This window comes from Photobacterium sp. 270122K, from assembly GCF_059941365.1.
Genome location: NZ_JBPOEN010000005.1, coordinates 164,745 through 183,976, shown reverse-complemented (window position 1 = coordinate 183,976; position 19,232 = coordinate 164,745). Strand labels below are relative to the sequence as shown.

Annotated in this window: 20 protein-coding genes; 14 read left to right on the top strand and 6 right to left on the bottom strand. The window is 46.6% G+C overall.

Annotation, left to right across the window (positions count from 1 at the left end; genetic code table 11):
- Nucleotides 1-30: 30 nt before the first annotated feature.
- Both melB and ACSF8W_RS11330 read right to left on the bottom strand, forming a co-directional pair.
- Nucleotides 31-1,458 (bottom strand): melibiose:sodium transporter MelB, encoded by a 1,428-nt coding sequence (melB, locus tag ACSF8W_RS11335; RefSeq protein WP_500847440.1) that lies wholly within the window; start codon nucleotides 1,456-1,458, stop codon nucleotides 31-33.
- 124 nt (nucleotides 1,459-1,582) lie between these two features.
- Nucleotides 1,583-2,935 carry an alpha-glucosidase/alpha-galactosidase gene (locus tag ACSF8W_RS11330; protein WP_500847439.1) on the bottom strand — a complete coding sequence of 451 codons (1,353 nt, stop codon included), beginning with the start codon at nucleotides 2,933-2,935 and terminating at the stop codon, nucleotides 1,583-1,585.
- Between the two features lie 355 nt (nucleotides 2,936-3,290).
- Here ACSF8W_RS11330 and melR point away from each other — a divergent pair, with 355 nt between their 5' ends.
- The 4 genes from melR to ACSF8W_RS11310 all read left to right on the top strand — a co-directional run bounded on the left by melR (nucleotide 3,291) and on the right by ACSF8W_RS11310 (nucleotide 6,103).
- Nucleotides 3,291-4,301 (top strand): transcriptional regulator MelR, encoded by a 1,011-nt coding sequence (melR, locus tag ACSF8W_RS11325; protein WP_500847438.1) that lies wholly within the window; start codon nucleotides 3,291-3,293, stop codon nucleotides 4,299-4,301.
- Nucleotides 4,302-4,530: 229 nt separating this feature from the next.
- Nucleotides 4,531-4,926, top strand: coding sequence for a hypothetical protein (locus tag ACSF8W_RS11320; RefSeq protein WP_428478049.1), 396 nt, complete (start codon nucleotides 4,531-4,533; stop codon nucleotides 4,924-4,926).
- An 82-nt stretch (nucleotides 4,927-5,008) separates the two neighbouring features.
- Nucleotides 5,009-5,548, top strand: coding sequence for a DinB family protein (locus ACSF8W_RS11315; RefSeq protein ID WP_500847437.1), 540 nt, complete (start codon nucleotides 5,009-5,011; stop codon nucleotides 5,546-5,548).
- A gap of 87 nt (nucleotides 5,549-5,635) precedes the next feature.
- Nucleotides 5,636-6,103 (top strand): GNAT family N-acetyltransferase, encoded by a 468-nt coding sequence (locus ACSF8W_RS11310; protein ID WP_428478047.1) that lies wholly within the window; start codon nucleotides 5,636-5,638, stop codon nucleotides 6,101-6,103.
- 38 nt (nucleotides 6,104-6,141) lie between these two features.
- On the opposite strand, the gene ACSF8W_RS11305 is transcribed toward ACSF8W_RS11310, so the two are convergent.
- A complete protein-coding gene (locus ACSF8W_RS11305) occupies nucleotides 6,142-6,690 on the bottom strand; it encodes a TetR family transcriptional regulator (protein WP_428478046.1) in 549 nt (182 codons plus the stop codon).
- A 191-nt stretch (nucleotides 6,691-6,881) separates the two neighbouring features.
- Between ACSF8W_RS11305 and ACSF8W_RS11300 the strand changes: the two genes are divergently transcribed.
- The 3 genes from ACSF8W_RS11300 (at nucleotide 6,882) to ACSF8W_RS11290 (ending at nucleotide 9,925) form a co-directional block, all read left to right on the top strand.
- On the top strand, nucleotides 6,882-7,499 hold the full coding sequence (locus ACSF8W_RS11300; protein WP_428478045.1) for a hypothetical protein: 618 nt from the start codon (nucleotides 6,882-6,884) through the stop codon (nucleotides 7,497-7,499).
- A 247-nt stretch (nucleotides 7,500-7,746) separates the two neighbouring features.
- On the top strand, nucleotides 7,747-9,342 hold the full coding sequence (locus tag ACSF8W_RS11295; RefSeq protein WP_500847436.1) for an ABC-F family ATPase: 1,596 nt from the start codon (nucleotides 7,747-7,749) through the stop codon (nucleotides 9,340-9,342).
- 130 nt (nucleotides 9,343-9,472) lie between these two features.
- A complete protein-coding gene (locus ACSF8W_RS11290) occupies nucleotides 9,473-9,925 on the top strand; it encodes a YaiI/YqxD family protein (protein WP_500847435.1) in 453 nt (150 codons plus the stop codon).
- 86 nt (nucleotides 9,926-10,011) lie between these two features.
- Here ACSF8W_RS11290 and ACSF8W_RS11285 read toward each other — a convergent pair whose 3' ends face one another.
- Nucleotides 10,012-10,584 carry a hypothetical protein gene (locus ACSF8W_RS11285; protein ID WP_500847434.1) on the bottom strand — a complete coding sequence of 191 codons (573 nt, stop codon included), beginning with the start codon at nucleotides 10,582-10,584 and terminating at the stop codon, nucleotides 10,012-10,014.
- Nucleotides 10,585-10,766: 182 nt separating this feature from the next.
- Between ACSF8W_RS11285 and ACSF8W_RS11280 the strand changes: the two genes are divergently transcribed.
- Nucleotides 10,767-11,249, top strand: a complete 483-nt coding sequence (locus ACSF8W_RS11280; protein ID WP_500847433.1) for an NUDIX domain-containing protein — start codon at nucleotides 10,767-10,769, stop codon at nucleotides 11,247-11,249.
- Nucleotides 11,250-11,289: 40 nt separating this feature from the next.
- On the opposite strand, the gene ACSF8W_RS11275 is transcribed toward ACSF8W_RS11280, so the two are convergent.
- Both ACSF8W_RS11275 and ACSF8W_RS11270 read right to left on the bottom strand, forming a co-directional pair.
- Nucleotides 11,290-12,453, bottom strand: a complete 1,164-nt coding sequence (locus ACSF8W_RS11275) for a ParB/Srx family N-terminal domain-containing protein (protein WP_500847432.1) — start codon at nucleotides 12,451-12,453, stop codon at nucleotides 11,290-11,292.
- Nucleotides 12,454-12,601: 148 nt separating this feature from the next.
- On the bottom strand, nucleotides 12,602-12,961 hold the full coding sequence (locus tag ACSF8W_RS11270; protein WP_500847431.1) for a glutathione S-transferase N-terminal domain-containing protein: 360 nt from the start codon (nucleotides 12,959-12,961) through the stop codon (nucleotides 12,602-12,604).
- Nucleotides 12,962-13,241: 280 nt separating this feature from the next.
- Here ACSF8W_RS11270 and ACSF8W_RS11265 point away from each other — a divergent pair, with 280 nt between their 5' ends.
- The 6 genes from ACSF8W_RS11265 to ACSF8W_RS11240 all read left to right on the top strand — a co-directional run bounded on the left by ACSF8W_RS11265 (nucleotide 13,242) and on the right by ACSF8W_RS11240 (nucleotide 19,183).
- Nucleotides 13,242-14,285, top strand: a complete 1,044-nt coding sequence (locus ACSF8W_RS11265) for a response regulator (protein WP_500847430.1) — start codon at nucleotides 13,242-13,244, stop codon at nucleotides 14,283-14,285.
- Complete coding sequence (locus tag ACSF8W_RS11260) at nucleotides 14,285-15,277, top strand: sensor domain-containing diguanylate cyclase (RefSeq protein WP_500847429.1); 993 nt, start codon at nucleotides 14,285-14,287, stop codon at nucleotides 15,275-15,277. The genes ACSF8W_RS11265 and ACSF8W_RS11260 overlap by 1 nt, the downstream gene beginning before the upstream one ends.
- A gap of 128 nt (nucleotides 15,278-15,405) precedes the next feature.
- Nucleotides 15,406-15,765, top strand: coding sequence for a DUF3802 family protein (locus tag ACSF8W_RS11255; protein ID WP_500847428.1), 360 nt, complete (start codon nucleotides 15,406-15,408; stop codon nucleotides 15,763-15,765).
- A gap of 152 nt (nucleotides 15,766-15,917) precedes the next feature.
- A complete protein-coding gene (locus ACSF8W_RS11250; protein WP_500847427.1) occupies nucleotides 15,918-16,640 on the top strand; it encodes a tRNA-uridine aminocarboxypropyltransferase in 723 nt (240 codons plus the stop codon).
- 203 nt (nucleotides 16,641-16,843) lie between these two features.
- Nucleotides 16,844-17,755, top strand: a complete 912-nt coding sequence (gene nagK / locus ACSF8W_RS11245; RefSeq protein ID WP_500847426.1) for an N-acetylglucosamine kinase — start codon at nucleotides 16,844-16,846, stop codon at nucleotides 17,753-17,755.
- Between the two features lie 180 nt (nucleotides 17,756-17,935).
- The gene (locus ACSF8W_RS11240) at nucleotides 17,936-19,183 is read left to right on the top strand and encodes a DEAD/DEAH box helicase (protein ID WP_500847425.1); all 1,248 of its coding nucleotides are present in this window, start codon (nucleotides 17,936-17,938) and stop codon (nucleotides 19,181-19,183) included.
- Nucleotides 19,184-19,232 lie beyond the last annotated feature (49 nt).

Below are 19,232 nucleotides of genomic sequence, written 5' to 3'. Positions count from 1 at the left end.
TAGGTGGAGTCGTTCATGTAACTTGAACGGTTACACCGCTGGAGCCGGTTTCACTGTGCCTTTGTCACCGTCAGCGTCCGCAGGATCCGCTGTTACATGCGCATATTTCGCGGTGAGGTGATCTTGGATTTGCTGGTGGTACGCGCCATTAAGCTTGTAGTAGCGGTAGTAGAGCGCTAACGCGATGGCAAAGAAGATGCTCGGCAAACCAATCATCACGCACTGCATACCAAAGATGGTTTCCGGTGATTGCTCAACATTTGGCACGTAGTTAACGATGGTTAGCGCAATACCAATAAAGAAGGCGGCAAAGGCGGAGCCTGCTTTTACGACCAGTGTTTGCACCGAGTACGCAATACTTTCACAACGCACACCCAATTTGTATTCGCCGTAATCCACCGTGTCTGCCACCATAATCACGTTCAATACCCAGAACAGAGCAGTACCGATTTGCAACAATACACCGGCCAGTGAGATCAGAAGGATGCTTTGTTGGTCGTACATGCCAAGGTAAATCAGCACTAAGCTACCAAGGATAGGGAAGCCTGATGCGCCCGCCCATAGCACGCGGCGTGAGAACATTTTCGCCAGCTTAGGGAACAGGACAAGGGTGACAAGGTTTGCGATCCCAGCGTACGCCATGTAGTACGGGAAGAGTTCTTCGTTGCCGACCACATAGGTGAAGTAGTACACCGCGAAGGCTGTGATGATATTGGTGGCAAGGTTATACGACAGTGCCATCACTAACACGCAGGACAGTTGGCTGTTTTTGTAAATCAGCGACACCATTTCCTTGAGTGAAATTTTCTCTTGTGGTTGGTCTGCATCCAACTTGTCGGACGAGTAGCGTTCTTTGACATTACGCAGTGTAATGTATGTAGAGAATGCGAAGCAGACAATCAACAGTACCGTAAAGATTTGGAAACCAAAGCCTTTATCCTCACCACCGACATAGTTGATAAAGGGCATCGCGATAGCCGCTGTTACGACCCAAGCAAGGCTGGCAAAGAAGCGTGGATAAGGCACTAACTCTTCACGCTCACGCTTATCCAAGGTCAACGTCGGCACCAAAGACCAAAACGGAATGTCCATCAAGGTGTACGTCATGCCCCACAATATGTAGGTCACGGCAGCGTAGGCGATCAGCCACGGGCCTTCAAAATAGTGCGCATTAAAGAGTAGGTAGAGGACAACCGAGTTCGCCACCGTACCAATAAAGATCCACGGCTTAAATTTGCCCCAACGGGTTTGGGTATTGTTCACGATCCAACCCATGATAGGGTCATTCACCGCATCCCAGATCCTCGCCACAAGGAAGATAGTCCCCACTACGCCGGCCGATATACCGGCAACATCCGTGTAGTAAAACATCAAATACATATAAACGATGGTGATAGCAAAGTCCTTGCCGAAAGCACCGAAGCCATAACTCAGCTTGGTATTCATAGACACACTCATTGGGTCTCCTTACCCCCCGCACTCAGGGGGTATGTCTAGTAATGTTCACGTAAGGTTGATGTATTGCTTTTCTATTTATTACTTTGATGTAAACGTTTTATTTCAAGGCTTACTTGTGGCGCCACTATTGATGGCACCATGCAGGTAACCAGCCTTGATGCGCGTCAATTAAGTCATCGACCAGCGCATAGATTTCCTCGATGCCCAATACTGCCGCTGTGTGCGGGTCAAGCATGGCGGCGTGATAAATCCGGTCACGGTTTTCCGTCAAAATGGCTTCTGTCAGCAGGGTCTGAACATTGACGTTTGTCTGCATCAATGCGGCTAAATGGTTAGGGATTGTACCGACTTTCGTTGGCTGGATCCCATTAGCATCCACCAGACATGCCACTTCCACACAGCAGCCTTGCGGCAGGTTGTCGATCAAACCGTTATTTTTCACGTTGCCGTAAATCACGCTCGGGATCCCTGTCCAAATGGCATTCATGATGGTGCTGGCATATTCATGTGATTCTTTCACTTCAATCTTATCGGCGGTTTTAAAGGATTCTAAATCCTGCTTCCAGCTCGCGATTTGCTCTACGCAGCGTTTTGGGTATTCGTCGAGTGGCACTTTGTAGCGTTCAATCAAATCAGGACGGTTCGGCTTGATGAAGTAAGGGGTGTACTCGGAAAAATGCTCAGAAGATTCTGTGACGAAATAGCCCAGCTTTTTGAACATTTCGTAGCGCACCAAGTTCATACAGCGGCCGTTGTGATGCAGCCCCGGCTTGGGGACATCACCACGCTCAAAGGCCGCGAGCATGTCTGGGTAAAAGTCGACGTACTTACCGTCAGCCGTTTTCTTTTCTAGCGTCAAGTAGTAGGCCATATGGTTGATACCGGCGCAGGTAAAACGTAAGTCACGGTAATCAATATCTAAATCGCGCGCTAACTCTTCAGCGGTACCTTGTACGGAATGGCACAACCCAACTTGTTTGATGTGTGGGTATTTCTCATACATCGCCCAAGTGTTCATCGCCATCGGGTTAACGTAGTTGAGCATGGTGGCACTCGGGCATACTTCACTCATGTCTTCACAGATTTGCCACAAGTGAGGAATCGTACGTAGCGAGCGCATAATGCCGCCAGGGCCTAAGGTATCGGCGATGGTTTGCTCTAACCCGTGGCGCTTACACACGTCAAAGTCGGTGACGGTGCAAGGCTCGTAACCACCGATCTGGAAAGCCACGACCACAAAGTCAGCGTCTTGCAGGGCGTCTTTCTGATTGAGGTGGCAAGTAATGTGGCCGTTCGCACCGGCCGATTCCATCAATTTACTGACGACGATTTGGGACTCTTCTAAACGGGTCTCATCAATGTCCATCAAGGCAATGTCGGCATTTTTCAGGGCCGGTTTATGGAAAACGTCGCCAAGGATATTTTTGACGAAAATCGTCGATCCTGCGCCGATAAATGTGATTTTTGGGGTTTTCATTGTTTGTATTCCTGTTATGTATTCTGGCTTTAAGAATGTGTTTTGCTTTGGGTGTTTCAGGCTATGTACAAACATTACTCTTCCTATCACGGTGCATTCTTCACGATTACAATCATCAGTGTCCTGTTTTCTCAGATCGGCTTTTGCGGCTCTGAAAATCTGAGGAAATAGGAGATAAAAGTGGAATTTAGGGAGTGTTAACGGGGTTGAATAGTCGGGAGTGTGTGGCTTTGTTACCGTGATCTCGTAATGACCGTTTTATCACGGCATAAAATGCAAATTATGAGGGGTTTCATAGTTATTTAGACCATTACTTGGTAGAAGAAGATTTTGTACCGTTTTCTAAGGATGACTCATGCGTACCCCGGATGCTTCCGCGACGACCCTTGCCAAGCAGGAACAATACAGTGATGCCAACGTGTCAGTCAGCCCGTTATCGCTGTATTCCACCTATGAACAAGTGGATGCGATATTACGCGCGCCGCATAGCATGCCGGGATATCACTGGCACGGTCAGATAGAAGTGAATATTCCGTTTGGTGATGATGTTGAATACATGATCAACGGAGAGGCGGTGGTGGTAAAAGCCGGTCATATCGGTATCTTTTGGGCATCGGTACCGCATCGACTGACCGATCCGGGCAACAGTCATAACATGGGGATCATCAATATCCCGATCCATTTGTTTCTTTCCTGGCCGTTAAGCAAAGAGTTGGTCAACCAAATCACCCACGGTGCAGTGCTGCAATCGGCAGGTAATGCGTTAGTCAGCGAGTTTGAGTTGGCAAGATGGGAACAAGAGATGCGGCACGATAAAGAGAGCCGCAAGCAACTGGCGACCGATGAAATTTGCCTCATGCTAAAGCGTGTCTGTTTAGACGGTTGGGCACCGTTAATGAGTGGGCGAGGGGAAGCCAAAACGCTCAACGGCGTGTCTAAACATGCGCAATTCTATGTCAGCCAAATGCTGGAATACATCGCCAGTCATCATGATTCGGCCTTAACGGCGAAGGAAGTGGCTAATCATGTGGGGTTACACATGAACTACGCGATGGGGATATTTCAACGGGTTATGCAGATGACCATCAAACAATACACCACCGCGATGCGGATCAATCACGCGCGAGCCTTACTCAGTGATACCGAAAAAACCATTCTCGATATCTCTCTCACGGTGGGGTTTAACTCTTCAAGTCGTTTTTACGACACTTTTCAGGTTTATCTTGGTGTCACGCCGAAACAGTATCGTCAACTCAGTCGTGAAGATCATCGCTGGTCGCAGCAAGGGGTGAGCCCGCTGCAAAACGTTGAAAAAGGGGCTTGTGATGGGACTCGTCCTGTTACGCTGACAAAGGCGGGCGAATAAAACGGGCCGTAATTTAGAAAGCTAATCCTGGAAGCCAAATTTTGCGAATTCAGCACTGCAACAGGATCCCTGTGTCGCAGTGGAAGCGTTGACTCTCTCGCAAGAACCTACGGGCGATATATTGTCACTCGCTCAATGCCTTGTCTGCACAATCGTCATTATGGATACTGAAAAACGGCAAGTAAGCCCGAATGAATGATTGAGCCAGACTAGGGACGGAGAGCAGATAATGAATGTGATAACGCCACCCAATGGAGCAAAAACGGGTGTAGGGCGCGTAGTGTATGCGGTGATAGGGCTGTTGGGTTTCTTATGGGGCGTACTTATCGCATTTACAGCACTGGCAAATGGCATTACGCCATTCTCGCACTATTTACTCTTGGCGAGGCAGGGATCACATGAAGCGGCTGGTATGGCTTTTGCGGGTGTGCTGGGTTCTGTGTTGTTGATGTTATTCGGTGTTTGGATGAGCAAAAGAAGTGCGCGTCTTATGTCAGGGTGGGCATGGAGCATTGAAAAGAACGGTAAGCCATCTTATCTTTTTCCGTTAAAAATTCCTGTCATAACGGTTGTGGTATTACTGCTGGGGAGCATTATCGCTAACTTTTTCTTAGCGGGTGTTTAGTTAAATCAAGACGATCACTTCGGTACCTTAACAGGGTGTCAAACTCGTCGTTGAGTTTGGCGGCGGCCAATAAGGACGGCATATGGATGGCCAGAATCATTTTTTATTAATGGCGCATTATAATGCGCGAATGAACAAACAGGTGTTTGAGCAAGCCCGTACACTGAGTGATGACCAGTTACATAGTGATAGAGGGGCGTATTTCTCCTCTGTCATGGGGACGTTGAACCATATATTGGTGGGTGATCTGATATGGCTGGCGAGGTTCTCGATATATTCAGAACGCTATACATCATTAGTGGCATTGTCATCGATTAAGCGTCCTCAGGCGCTTGATGATATGTTGTATGCATCCATCGCGGATTTGTTTGAAGCAAGGATGTTGGTGGATAGGACGATTATTCAGTGGCTTGAAAGTGAAGCGATAGCGTCTGATTTCGCTGAGGTACTTGAATACAGTAATACGAAAGGTATCGTGAGTAAGCGAAATTTTGGTGAGCTTGTCAGTCATCTTTTTAATCATCAGACACATCATCGCGGGCAAGTGTCTACATTGCTTCATCAAGCCGGGCGTGATATTGGTGCGACGGATTTTTTGCTGGATATTCCTGTGGAGCCGTGAGCAATATTAGCGTATGACGTTGTTCTTTGACTGTGTTGTGACTGACGATTGTCGATTATTGATTGATGTTTTTTGATAGGGGACTGAATGGAACTCATCGAGTTGGCAAATACGGACGCTCTTTACAAAGAGGCTCTCGATTTACGGTATGAATTATTTTTCCGTGAGCCAGGCCTGCCACGAGATATTTTGTTTGATGCGCTAGAAAAAGACAGCGTTCATATTGCCGGGATACAAAATGGTGCATTATGTGCGTATGGTCGACTCAGTGAAGAAAGTCCTCGACGATTTAAAATATCTCAGATGGTCGTTTGTCCAAAGCGACAAGGGCAAGGTTTAGGTACGCGTGTGCTCACGGAGCTGATCCATATTGCTCTTGAGATGAATGCTGAAGAAATATATTTAAATGCCAGACTGCATGCCGTATCCATGTATCAAAAGTTGGGTTTTGAGCTGTCAGGGGATGTTTTCATAGCAACGAGTACGGGTGTTCCTCACATTCAGATGGTTAGGCGCGATGACATGACCCCAAGAGGGACTCGGGGCTGCGATTAAACACAAATCTACTGTGTATGCCATCTTCTTTCGCGTATTTATGCTTTTTCATCAGGCGTAAGCGCCAAAATCCAATCCGCTATCAGGGTAATATCAGTTTGCTTGCCATCTAAAAAACGCATGGTGAGTCCGCCAAACAGCAGTGCCAATGCCTGTTCTGCGTGCTGTTGCCCGACAACTTTGCTCAACTCATGCTTGAATTGTTGGTTGGCCATGACTAACAGATTGTCGTCACCCACTTGCTGATCATTCTTGTGCTTGGTGTATTCAAGCATCAAGGTGAGCTCACCGCGAAATCGTGTATCTAATGCAGCGATCAACAGCGTGAGCATGTGTTTCTTTTCTTGCGGTACCGCTTCACCCTCCGCTAAACCATATAGTGTGCTGGGTGCCAAAAACATTACTGTACTGGCTTTAAACAGCTCTTCTTTACTTGAAAAGTAGTGGTAGAGAGCGCTTTTTGAGATGCCAAGTGCGTCTGCGATACCACGCATACCTAAGCCATTGAAGCCGTGTTCAGTAAAAATATCGACGGCCCTTAGCGCCAACGCTTGACGGTATGCGCTGTGATCAACAATTTTGGGCATGGAAATCTCCTTTGTAGTCCATGTGGACTATATTGATTTTCATGTAGTCAGTCTAATGAAATTTTATTATAGACCATTTGGACTAAAAAATTGACAGGGTAAGTTTTGATCGATTAAGCTTTTTATAGACCAGGTGGTCTTTTTAAATATCACTTACCCATTTAACCCAGTCAGCACGTAGAGGTGTGACGATGTCAAAGCGTAAAACCACGATCAACAATGCCCATATCAGCTGGGATTGTGAGGGCAAGTTCAATTTCACGACCGGATTTGGTGCCACCAAAGCAGAATCGGTAATCGCAAACTATGCGGCGCTGATTGCTCCTGTCATTTTGTACTTTTTCTCCTGGCAATATTTAGGCTGGAGCTGGGTGCAAATCATTGTCGCGGCGTTGCTGACGTTAGACATGATCGGCGGGGTGTTGACGAATTCATTAGGCTCAATGAAGCGGTACTTGCATACTGAACAATCATTGGAGGTGTCTTGGCTGGGGAAATTGGTCGGCAGCAAGTTTTTGTTTCCCGCTGTGCATTTTCAGTTGTTTGCGGTGCCACTGTGTTTTGATATCGCGTGGTCTTATGCGTTCTTCTGGTATGGCTTAATGATGGCTGCGATTATTGTGCTTCATTGGTTGCCGATGTATTTACATCGCCCTGTGGCATTGCTGGTGGTGATGTTATCAATCATCCTATCAACGTTAGTGCCATCGCCAGTCGGTTTGGCATGGCTAGCCCCGATTTTCATTATTAAATTGGTGTTATCTCATGGTGTTCGTGAAGAGCCATACCGCCCAACATTAGCGGATTAAGATTGGTCAAGCAGTGAGTGTAACTGCCAGATTGCAGGTACTTTATCGGTAAATGTCCACGTCAGTGAGGCAATTTGCATAAATGCCTTAGCCTAAATAATCAAAAAAGCGTTCAAAATGGGGCAACAATGGGCTAAGGGGTGATGATCATCACAAAACCTGTTATACTCCTGTCAACTTAGTGAGAAAGTCGTCCTTCAAGGCGGCTTTTTTATTGCTTGATAGTCATCATTATTGGAACAGTACATTGATTTCAACAGCTAATATCACAATGCAGTTCGGCGCGAAGCCTCTGTTTGAGAACATTTCAGTTAAGTTTGGCGAAGGTAACCGTTACGGCCTGATCGGGGCGAATGGTTGTGGTAAGTCAACATTCATGAAAATCCTTGGCGGTGAGCTAGAGCAGTCCTCTGGTACTGTTTCAAAAGATCCTAACGAGCGTATGGCTAAACTGGGTCAGGACCAGTTTGCTTTTGAACAGTACACCGTTGTTGACACCGTTATTATGGGTCACAAAGAACTGTGGAAAATCAAAGAAGAGCGTGACCGCATTTACTCGATGCCGGATATGTCTGAAGAAGACGGCATGCGCGTTGCTGATCTTGAAGTAGAATTCGCAGAAATGGACGGCTACTCAGCAGAAGCTCGTGCGGGTGAATTGCTGCTTGGTCTTGGTCTTCCTGAAGATCTACACTTTGGCCTAATGAGTGCCGTTGCACCGGGTCTGAAAGTACGTGTTCTATTGGCGCAGGTTCTGTTTGCTAATCCAGAAATCATGCTACTTGACGAACCAACGAACAACTTGGACATTCACACCATTGCATGGCTTGAGCGTGTCCTTCTTGAACGTAACTGCACCATGATCATCATCTCGCACGACCGTCACTTCCTAAACAGCGTATGTACACACATGGCTGACTTGGATTACGGCGCACTTCGCCTATTCCCTGGCAACTACGATGAATACATGACCGCTGCTGAAGCGTCTCGTGAGCGTCTACTTGCGGATAACGCGAAGAAGAAAGCACAGATGGCTGAACTGCAAACGTTCGTAAGCCGTTTCTCTGCGAACGCATCAAAAGCGAAGCAGGCGACATCTCGTCAGAAGCAGCTTGATAAGATCCAGCTAGATGAAGTAAAAGCATCAAGCCGTCAAAACCCATTCATCCGTTTTGAGCAGGAAAAAGAACTGTTCCGTAACGCGTTGGAAGTGGAAGGCCTGAAGCAAGGCTACGGTGACAACATTCTTATCAATGGCGTGAAGCTATTGGTTGAAGTAGGTGAGCGCATTGCGATCATCGGTGCGAACGGTATCGGTAAATCAACCCTACTGAACACATTAGCGGGTCAGATGGCACCGATGGAAGGTATGATCAAGTGGTCAGAAAACCACAACATCGGCTTCTACGCGCAGGATCACAGTGCTGATTTCGACATTGACATGAACCTTGTTGATTGGATGAGCCAGTGGAAACGTGAAGGTGATGACGAGCAAGTTGTTCGTGGTATCCTTGGCCGTATGCTGTTCTCTCAGCACGACATCAAAAAGTCAGTACAAGTACTGTCTGGTGGTGAGCAAGGTCGCATGTTGTTTGGTAAGTTGATCATGCAACGTCCAAACATCTTGTTGATGGATGAACCAACCAACCACATGGATATGGAATCTATCGAATCATTGAACCTTGCACTAGAGAACTACAAAGGGACATTGATGTTCGTTTCTCACGACCGTCAGTTCGTATCGTCTATTGCAACACGTATCATTGAAATCACGAAAGATGGCGTGGAAGACTTCCACGGCACTTACGAAGAATACTTGGCGAAGAAAGGCCTAGAAGGTTAATTGCCTTTTAGCTTTAGCTGATTATTATGAAAGCCGCCGTTAAGGCGGCTTTTTTCTAGGACACGTTTTTATCCTTGTACGCTTCATGCCGAAGATGGCGTGTGATGAGTGGGATAATAAGAGAGGAAGCATGAAAATTTGGGTTGATGCCGATGCGTGCCCAAATGTCGTTAAGGACATTTTATTCCGCGTTGCTGATCGTGTGGGTATCGAGGTGACGCTGGTGGCGAACCAATATATTCGTACGCCGCCATCGAAGTTCATTCGCTCTATTCAGGTAGAATCCGGCTTTGATGTGGCGGATAACTATATCGTACAGCAATCCGAGCCTGGCGATTTGGTGATCACCGCAGATATTCCACTGGCGGATGAGTTGATCACGAAAGGGGCGCATGCCTTAAACCCACGCGGTGAAATGTACACGAAAGAGAACATTAAGCAGCGTTTGCAGATGCGTGATTTCATGGAAACCATGCGCAGTTCAGGTATTCAAACCGGCGGCCCAGCACCGTTAAATCAGGCTGATCGCCAGAACTTTGCCAACAAACTGGATACCTTTATTGCCCGTCATTTTCGCAAATAGAGGACAGTCGGCAGCGATAATGTGGTGCATAGTTGTCATAGACCTTCGATAGAACCATACCATAAGCCAGCATGATGCTGGCTTTTTTATTGGAAAAAAGGTGGCTGGTGAGAAGGGAGAGAGGGGTGTTTAGATGATGGAATCGCAGCGTGTTTTTGTTTGATATGGCTGACGATCATGTCGATATCTGCTTTTGATTCGACCCCGTTAAATAGCGAAATCGTCTTCCCTTCTGTCGTCAGCATGGTCAGTGAGTAATGTTTGACCTTTTCCCCCTTGCTGGTGGAGTGAAGCTTATGGGGCGTAGGATAGATATTTTCAATATGATTGAGATAAATGATTTGTTTTGTTTTCCAAGGGAGTGGGGCATTATATTTTATAAGCATATTATCATTGATCACTAAGATAGTGTGATTAATGCAAGTCGCAAAAAATAAGTAGCTCAATATAAACCAGGAAAAGAAAAAATAGTGTATGCTGAAAAAAGTGATGTATTCTTTACTCAGTACGCTGTGTTGAATCACCATGCCAGTCAGTTGAATTAACAAAAAATAAACGGCCAAGAGAATAAGGCTTTTAAACGTAAACCAAGACTTATGAATATGTAAGACTTCGCCTTCATGATGTGTTGTTACTCTATTTACAGCATGCTCACTCATAAAATGGATTCGCCTTATATGAAGGGTGAAATCGATTACATTAATGGTGATAGACGGTGGAGTGAAAATCGACGTGCCATTATCCGTTAGACATCACGCTTTATTACATGGTATTTCATGGCGTTTCTGCATTACTCTATTCTTTGTCGATAAATTCAGTTTTGAGGGGAAAAATAAAGCGTATGAAATATCGTATTAGAGCGGCTGGGATCCTGATAGAACATGAAGCGGTTTTATTGTTAAGGGTAAACGATGCCAGCGGCGAGTATTGGATCCCACCCGGTGGAGGCGTTGATGCGGGGGATATCAGCACCAAAGAGTGTCTACGCCGAGAGTGCTTAGAAGAGGTAGGGCTTACGGTGACGGTCGGGGAACTGTTGGCGGTACGGGAATTCCATGAAACCACCACGCAGCGTTATCATGCTGAGTTTTTCTACCACATCGTGGCTCATCAGGGGGATCCCCATTTGAATAATTTGCAGGGGCTCAATGATGAACACTATATTCAAGGCTTCGAATGGGTACCGCTGCACAGGCTTACCACATTACGGACGTATCCGACCGATATCACCGTCCTAATTGATCGCGCCATACAGCAGCACTATAGCCTGCATCTAGGCTGCTATATACAGGGGAATGCTGATCGAATTAACCACCTGAAGTAAGGGGAGCCTTAATGTTTATCCATACATCACGCGCAACACATTAGGGCTTTTCTGTGGTTTCATTGATCGCGTTTGGCTGATCATTATCTGCTTTTTTATTTTCGGTTTGTTTATCGGCATTAGATTGGGGTGACTCGGTTTTATCCCCGTTTTTTTCTGCGTCGTTTTTGTTATCAGCGTATTTTTTGTCACTGTTTTTATCGTCGTCTTTCACCATGAGTGATTTGGGCGTGGACTTTTCTTTTTTCGCGAGTCGATAAGCCATCGCTAATGAAAAGGCGGAGTCTTTGTCTGTGAGTAGTTTCTCAAGGGCCTCACTGTCTACTTGATCAAATTTCCCCATCTCTTTTGCGGTGCGTTTTGACAGGCCAATGTTTTGATCGTCGGGAGTATCCACCATGATGGTTGCCGCCTCGGTAATCGCCGTCGCATACTCATCAGGATCATTCAGGTTATAGTCCGAAATCTTCATTTTCTTGCGCAATGTTAATGCCCAATGTAAGGCAAGAAACGGGATGTCAGCCTGTGTGTTATCTTTACCATCAGGTTTCGGCATCGCATAGCTGATGCCGTCAAGATAGTTAGCTAACGAGTAATATTTATCGTGTTTGAGTTGTTTCAAACCAATGTATTCCGGTAAATCATCCGGTGCTATTTTTTTCCCTTTGTAGTTTCTCAGCCATACTTCGTGGTCGTTATTCATCTCTGCCCAAAAGTCGTCGCCAGAGGCCAATAAGTTATGGCTGATTTTCACCATGACTGGCACGCTGGTGCCCCCATTGGGCATATCCCAAAAGCTGGATAATACCGTAAGGTGATCCACAAGATAGAGAATGCCCTCTTCCGGGCCAATAATGACGTTACTGAGTGCATCCACATCGGTGCCAGCATCGGCTTTGCAGGTGTAACTTTCGGGATCAAGCGGAGAGGCATCGTCATCCCACTTTTTAATTCCTTTCGCGCCATTAACGCGGCATAACGTATCGAAGATGTGTTTACGGTCATTGGCATAATATTGCAGCTTGGCGTATTCCGCATCGTAATCGAGCACCGCCTTTGTCGGCAGCAATTGATCTAAGGTGACGGTGATAACATCACCATTTTTTAAGGTGCTGTACGTGATCTTTTCAGCCAGCGCGCTTGGCGGCAGCAAAAGGGCGGTGAATCCAAAGTAAGCAAGAGGGAGCACGTGCCAGCAACGCATAAGGTATCCTCATGGAGGGAGTTATGCATAAAGTCTAGCAAAGGAATACGCAGATAGAGGGAGTTGGCTTGTACAAATAAGGAGAAAATGAAAGCGTAACGCACTGAGCAAGGGTGACATTACGCTGACATGTGGATGACGGTGGCTATCAGGCGAAGCGTTGTTCTAAGTAGGCGATGATATCGTTGGACTCATACATCCAGCTAACGGTGCCCGCCTCGTCTTCGATACGTAAACAAGGGACTTTGCGTTTACCGCCTCCGGCAATCAGTGCTTCTTCATGTTCGGCTTGCTTTGCATCACGGATCTGTAGAGGCAGGTTGAGACGCTTCGCCGTGCGGCGTACTTTGACGCAGAACGGGCACGATTCAAACTGATATAACGTAATAGCTTGCAATTCTTGTTCGACTTTTTGCTGTGATTCGCTGTCACGTTGGATGGATTTAGGGGAAAAAACAGCATTGAGTAATAAGATTAACTTGCCAAGCACAAGGCGGATCACTTTCATAGTTTGACTTCCTTTTATTGAGTTATCACATGATCCTACTGTATCTCGTCATTGAAGTGCAATCTCTGACTGCTTTGCATTCAGGTGTCGTCGCGCGTGTTATTGACAAATTAAATAGGGCATTCAGTGTATGCCTTTTAAAAATAAACAAGACGAAGCTCTGTTTTTATTTGCAAAAGGCATTATTGGTTCAAATATAAAAGCTGACCTAGCTCACTGCCTGAATAATTTCTGTGCGAGTTAATATCAATATAGATGAGATTCATTATGATTAATCATTATGCATGAAAAGGCATTGTGCGTGCTAAGAAAAGTATCAATATTAATCTGTGATGACTCGCCAATTGTGCATCGCGCCATGTTAAAGCAGCTAGGTTGCTTTGATGGTGTCATGTTGTATTTTTCTGAAAATGGTCAAGAAATCCTTGAACGTTTAGCGACCTCAGAAATTGATGTGTTGTTTTTGGACTTAGCCATACTGGACTTGCTCGTGCTAGAGATGGCTGATTTTGACGAGCTTAGGCAACGTGCTGTTAACGCGTATTCTACCCAGATCATCGTGCTGTCGACGGAGGGACATGAGCAGGCGGTTGACCCCCGCTTAACGAACAGTACGGTTCGTTTTTTGCCCAAGCCGTTTACCCAGCAGCAATTGCTTGAAACGCTGACACAGTGCGGCTTTCCGTTATCTGTAGAGCGTGCCGCTATGCCGAGCGTTTACAGTGCCACGTTGGCGCAGTCCTCCTTTTCGGACTGTGAGGAATACATCACGACGTTTAAAGATGTGGCAAATGTAGCGCTAGGGCGAGGAGCCGCGATTATTTCAGATCATTTTGGTGAGTTTATTAAAATGCCTTTTCCCAATGTGGCGATGCTCAGTGCGGGTGAATTGGCGATGGCCATTAGTGATATTAGGCAGGCACATCAAACGACGGCGATCGCGCAACGGTTTGTGGGGGGAGGCATACACGGTGAAGCGTTGGTGTGTTTATACGGGAAAGACATCTATGCGTTCGGTGAACGTTTGGGGTTTAGTCAAGTTGATGAGTATAAAAGTGAAATCGTGATCGATATTGCTAACCTTATGGTGTCGTCATTCTTGGTTTCATTGTCAGAGCAATTGGCGATCCCATTTTCTGTTCGTCAACCCATACGCATGGAAGAATACATGGCATGGGATGAAAGAAAATGCGAAATAAATGAGTTATTTACCGTAGAATACCGCTACCAGTCTGAATTGCTGGATGTTGAGTGCCATGTGCTCTTCATGTTGGATCAACATTCCACTCTGGTGATCAAAAAAATGATGGAGGCATTGCATTGATGGATCAAGGAGGCGTTGCTGATAGCCATCTCACTATGCAAATTATTGACAATATCGACGCTGGGGTGGTCATGTTGGATAAGGCGTACCGGGTGTTGTCATGGAATACGTTTATGCAGGCGTACAGTGGGATCAGTGATGATCAGATCATCGGAAAAAATTTGTTCTCAGTGGTGACTGATTTGCCTGAAACATGGTTGAAGAATAAAATTCAGTCCACGTTTAAATTAGGTACGCGCTCTTTCAGTTGTTGGGAAGATCGACCGCATGTGTTTCAGTTCAGTAATTTCAGTCCTATCACCGGCGGTTCGTCATCAATGTATCAAAATTTATTATTAACGCCGCTAAAGTCAGGGAAGGGGGCGTTTACCCATATTTGCCTGATGTTAACGGATGTCTCGGATATTGCGAAAAGTAAGAATCACCTGCGTGAGTCGAATGCGCAGTTAACACACTTGAGCATGACGGATCGATTAACGCAGTTGTACAATCGAGGGCATTGGGAAAGTTGTTTATCGGATGCGTTTGAGCAGTGTCATCAAAGCCAACAGCCTGCCAGTTTGGTGATGTTTGATATTGACCACTTTAAATTGGTCAATGATACCTTTGGGCATGTGATCGGTGATGCGGTAATTAAAAATATTTCCAGTATATTGCGCCGTACCAAACGCCAAAGTGATATGGCAGGCCGTTATGGGGGGGAAGAATTTGGCATTATTCTGCCGCAAACGACTGCTGAGTTGGCATTGTGCTTTACTGAACGGTTACGTCAACGTGTCGCAGAAGATATTGTGACGGTCGATGTACGGGACGTGAAGGTCACAATCAGCTTGGGGATCTGTGAATGGTCCCCCAAGCTAAAAAACTATGAGCATTGGCTAGAATGTGCCGATGCGGCGTTGTATAAATCGAAAAAAAGTGGGCGTAATCAAAGTGCCGTCCACTACATTGCGGGTGTGGATAGCGGGACGGGCATGTCCTCAATGGCGTAACACATCGGCGTATTGCGAATGCATGTTTATATTGGCTTATGATGATGTGCAAAAGGGCGAAGAGTCGTTTGCCATGGCTGCCAAAATCATAAGTTAGGTTTAATCAGTAAAAAGAGTTGAGTTGTACCATGGTTGTAGAGTCTGAAGGTTATCACGCACTGATCGAGTATTTTACCGAACACCTGTCACTGTTTGAAAAACCGGCCGCTGAAGTTTGTGACGAGACAGTGGAAGATGTAGTAATGGATATGATTGCGACCAATATTATGGCCGTGTTTTCCCAAAATCCAGATTTGCACCCTGATCTGCGCTTCAAGTTGATGCAAGAAGCGGATGCGGTAATGGCAGATCTGAGTGAAGTGCTGGCCGGGGCGTGGTCGCGCAGCCCGACCAATGAGCAAGTGATCTTTCTTGAGGATTATATCGGCTTGGTCAAAAATTTATTTGATACCGCCATCAGCCAGCAAGCCGCATTAATGCCGGCGTAATCTTGATTGAAATCTGTCAGTAACGTCCGCCCCCATACCCGCCTTAACGCGTGCCAAATACGGGAAGGAGGGTACGACGTTTATCAATAATGATTGCAACCCACCATGACGCCAGTACAATGCTGGCGTTTTTTGTATTTGGTTGAATCGTTATGCGTATACATGCTGTCCATACTTTATATGATGAGCGCCTTGCGCGTTCTACCCGTCCTTTCCTTGCTCGCGGAGGGAAAGTGGAGCGTTGTGGTTTTTGCATGTTACGTACACACCTGTGTATTTGTGCCAATAAACCAGAGATTGACTCCAACGCGGCTTTCTTGCTGGTGATGTACGATGATGAAGTGCTTAAACCTAGCAACACTGGACGCCTGATCGCCGATCTGTTTAAAGACACGTATGCCTATATTTGGTCACGCACGGAGCCGAATGCGGACATGTTGGCATTGTTGGCCGATCCGCAATGGCAGCCGTATGTGGTATTCCCTGCAGAATATGCAGAGCCGGAACGTGTTGCTCCGACGGTGGCCATCGCAGACGGCAAGCGTCCACTGTTTATTATGTTGGACGGGAGCTGGGCGGAAGCGAAGAAAATGTTCCGTAAGAGCCCGTACCTGAATCAATTCCCGGTGTTATCTATTAGCCCTGAGAAGCCGTCACGTTATAAAGTGCGCGAAGCGTCGAAAGAGAACCAACTGGGTACCGCGGAAGTGGCTGCGCGTATTATTGATCTGTATGGCGAGCAGAAAAATGCCGACGTACTGGATCTTTGGTTTGATGTGTTCCGTGAGAACTACATTACCGGCAAAATGAACCGCCTGTTGCCGGATCACAATAGCATTTCACAGCTCCAATCCTACATGGCTACGTATGCCTAATTGATCGCGATTGCGCTTTTCATTGGTAAGTTAATGACAAAGAAGGCGTCATTTTTGCAAAGAAATGACGTTTCTTTCAACAAACGCGAGAAATCTCATAGTAAAACAACGTTAACTTGGTGTTTGGTCACAGTCTGTAGGTGTAGAACTGTGGATAATTTTTTCAGTTTTGTTTTTTTATGATTTTTATCGGAGAGTGCAGGATGTACTACGGCTTTGATGTAGGTGGAACCAAAATTGAATTTGGTGCGTTTAATGAAAAATTAGAGCGAGTGGCCACGGAGCGCGTACCTACACCGGGTGACGATTACAACAAACTGGTTGATACCCTGGCTTCAATCATTGAAAAAGCAGACAACGAGTTTGCGTGTGAAGGTCATGTGGGTATCGGTATTCCGGGTATTGAAGACGCGGAAAATGGCACCTTGTTGACGTCTAATATCCCCGCTGCAATGGGACGTAACTTACGCAAAGATTTGGAAGAGCGTTTAGGTCGCAGTGTTTCGATTGATAACGATGCCAACTGTTTTGCGCTGTCTGAAGCGTGGGATGAAGCGCTGCAAGGCGAAAAATCGGTACTGGGTTTGATCTTGGGTACGGGTTTCGGTGGCGGCTTGGTGTTTGATGGCCAAGTGTTCTCGGGCAAAAACCACGTGGCGGGTGAGTTAGGTCATACCCGTATGCCTATCGACGGTTGGTTCCACTTGGGGGAAAACGCCCCGTTGTTTGATTGCGGCTGTAAGAACAAAGGTTGTATCGATAACTACTTGTCTGGCCGTGGTTTTGAGCAGCTTTACGCGCACTACTACGGTGAGAAACTAAAAGCGATTGAGATCATCACACGTCACGCAGAAGGCGAGGCGAAAGCGGTTGAACACGTTGATCGCTTCATGGAGTTGTTGGCAATTTGCTTTGCAAACTTGTTTACCGGCCTTGACCCACACGTTGTGGTATTGGGCGGTGGTCTGTCAAACTTCGAGCTTATCTACACAGAAATGCCGAAGCGTCTGCCGAAGCACCTGTTGTCAGTGTCTCGCGTACCGACCATCATCAAAGCGAAGCACGGTGATGCGGGCGGTGTCCGTGGCGCAGCCTTCCTGAATATCAAACAATAAGGCGCTCGTTGCTGAGTTACGCCTTGATAGTGAATAGAAATTGATGCAAGCACAGCATGGGGTTATCCCTGCTGTGCTTTTCTTTTTCTGCACGTTTTTCCCCTCGAAAACACATCATTCGTATTCCCTGACGGGTAAGTTTGTTAGAATCCGGCTCTTTATATTACGCCGGAACTTTCCATGTCTTTCCAATCTTTGGGCTTAAATGGCCAACTTCTTGAAATAATTAACGAAATTGGTTTTACTGAGCCGACCCCTGTTCAGTCTCAAGCCATTCCAGAGATTCTGGCCGGTCATGATGTCCTTGCGGGTGCGCAAACGGGTACCGGTAAAACCGCAGCGTTTGGTTTGCCATTGATCCACCACCTGTTAGCGCGTCCCGTCGTTGAACGCAGTAATAAACAAATCCGTGCTTTGGTGTTAACGCCGACGCGTGAATTAGCCCAGCAAGTGTATGAAAGCTTGACGCAGTACAGCCAAGGGCTCGCTGTGAAAACGGCCGTGGCTTACGGTGGTACTAGCATGAAAATGCAAATTCAGGCGATCCAAGCGGGTGCCGATATTTTAGTGGCAACCCCTGGACGTTTATTGGATCACGCACACGTGGGTACCGTGGATCTGCGTCAGGTTGAATTCTTGGTGTTGGATGAAGCTGACCGCATGTTGGATATGGGCTTTATTGACGATATCAAACGCATCATGCGTCGCATGAGAGTCGAGCGCCAAACGCTGTTTTTCTCTGCCACGTTTGGTAAGCAAGTGAAAAAACTTGCCTACGATATTTTGACTGACCCTAAACTGATTGAAGTGACGCCAGCAAACTCGACCGCGGTCACGGTTGAGCAGATGGTATACCCGGTGGATAAACACCGTAAGAGCGAATTACTTGCTTACCTCATTGGTTCGCGTAACTGGCAGCAGGTATTGGTGTTCACGAAAACCAAGCAGGGTTCCGATGCACTGGCCAAAGAGTTAGGCAAAGACGGCATTAAAGCCGCCTCAATCAATGGCGATAAAAGCCAAGGGGCACGTCAGCGTGCTTTAGATGATTTTAAATCAGGCAAAATACGCGTGCTGGTGGCGACAGATGTTGCTGCGCGTGGTCTGGATATAGAACAATTGGAATACGTGGTTAACTTCGACATGCCATTCCAAGCGGAAGATTATGTGCATCGTATCGGCCGAACGGGTCGAGCGGGTATGACGGGGCATGCTATTTCATTGATGAGTATTGATGAAGAATGGGCGCTGCGTGCCATTGAAGATTTGCTGGATAAGAAATTACCGCAACAATGGCTGGAAGGTTACGAGCCGGATCCAACGATCGAACCGCCAGAAAACCAACGCCGTGGACGTTCGAGTGAGAAGCGCCGTGCGAAAGCTAAGCATAAAATTCACAAAAATCGAGGTCGCCACTCAGCGCGATAGCGGTTAATTTCCTCCCAAAGCACTGCCTAGCGCAGTGCTTTTTGTTTTT

Coding starts and splice junctions, on each gene's coding strand:
- melB (WP_500847440.1), bottom strand. CDS start 1,458: ATGAGTGTGTCTATGAATACCAAGCTGAGTTATGGCTTCGGTGCTTTC.
- ACSF8W_RS11330 (WP_500847439.1), bottom strand. CDS start 2,935: ATGAAAACCCCAAAAATCACATTTATCGGCGCAGGATCGACGATTTTC.
- melR (WP_500847438.1), top strand. CDS start 3,291: ATGCGTACCCCGGATGCTTCCGCGACGACCCTTGCCAAGCAGGAACAA.
- ACSF8W_RS11320 (WP_428478049.1), top strand. CDS start 4,531: ATGAATGTGATAACGCCACCCAATGGAGCAAAAACGGGTGTAGGGCGC.
- ACSF8W_RS11315 (WP_500847437.1), top strand. CDS start 5,009: ATGGATGGCCAGAATCATTTTTTATTAATGGCGCATTATAATGCGCGA.
- ACSF8W_RS11310 (WP_428478047.1), top strand. CDS start 5,636: ATGGAACTCATCGAGTTGGCAAATACGGACGCTCTTTACAAAGAGGCT.
- ACSF8W_RS11305 (WP_428478046.1), bottom strand. CDS start 6,690: ATGCCCAAAATTGTTGATCACAGCGCATACCGTCAAGCGTTGGCGCTA.
- ACSF8W_RS11300 (WP_428478045.1), top strand. CDS start 6,882: ATGTCAAAGCGTAAAACCACGATCAACAATGCCCATATCAGCTGGGAT.
- ACSF8W_RS11290 (WP_500847435.1), top strand. CDS start 9,473: ATGAAAATTTGGGTTGATGCCGATGCGTGCCCAAATGTCGTTAAGGAC.
- ACSF8W_RS11285 (WP_500847434.1), bottom strand. CDS start 10,584: ATGAGTGAGCATGCTGTAAATAGAGTAACAACACATCATGAAGGCGAA.
- ACSF8W_RS11280 (WP_500847433.1), top strand. CDS start 10,767: ATGAAATATCGTATTAGAGCGGCTGGGATCCTGATAGAACATGAAGCG.
- ACSF8W_RS11275 (WP_500847432.1), bottom strand. CDS start 12,453: ATGCGTTGCTGGCACGTGCTCCCTCTTGCTTACTTTGGATTCACCGCC.
- ACSF8W_RS11270 (WP_500847431.1), bottom strand. CDS start 12,961: ATGAAAGTGATCCGCCTTGTGCTTGGCAAGTTAATCTTATTACTCAAT.
- ACSF8W_RS11265 (WP_500847430.1), top strand. CDS start 13,242: ATGCATGAAAAGGCATTGTGCGTGCTAAGAAAAGTATCAATATTAATC.
- ACSF8W_RS11260 (WP_500847429.1), top strand. CDS start 14,285: ATGGATCAAGGAGGCGTTGCTGATAGCCATCTCACTATGCAAATTATT.
- ACSF8W_RS11255 (WP_500847428.1), top strand. CDS start 15,406: ATGGTTGTAGAGTCTGAAGGTTATCACGCACTGATCGAGTATTTTACC.
- ACSF8W_RS11250 (WP_500847427.1), top strand. CDS start 15,918: ATGCGTATACATGCTGTCCATACTTTATATGATGAGCGCCTTGCGCGT.
- nagK (WP_500847426.1), top strand. CDS start 16,844: ATGTACTACGGCTTTGATGTAGGTGGAACCAAAATTGAATTTGGTGCG.
- ACSF8W_RS11240 (WP_500847425.1), top strand. CDS start 17,936: ATGTCTTTCCAATCTTTGGGCTTAAATGGCCAACTTCTTGAAATAATT.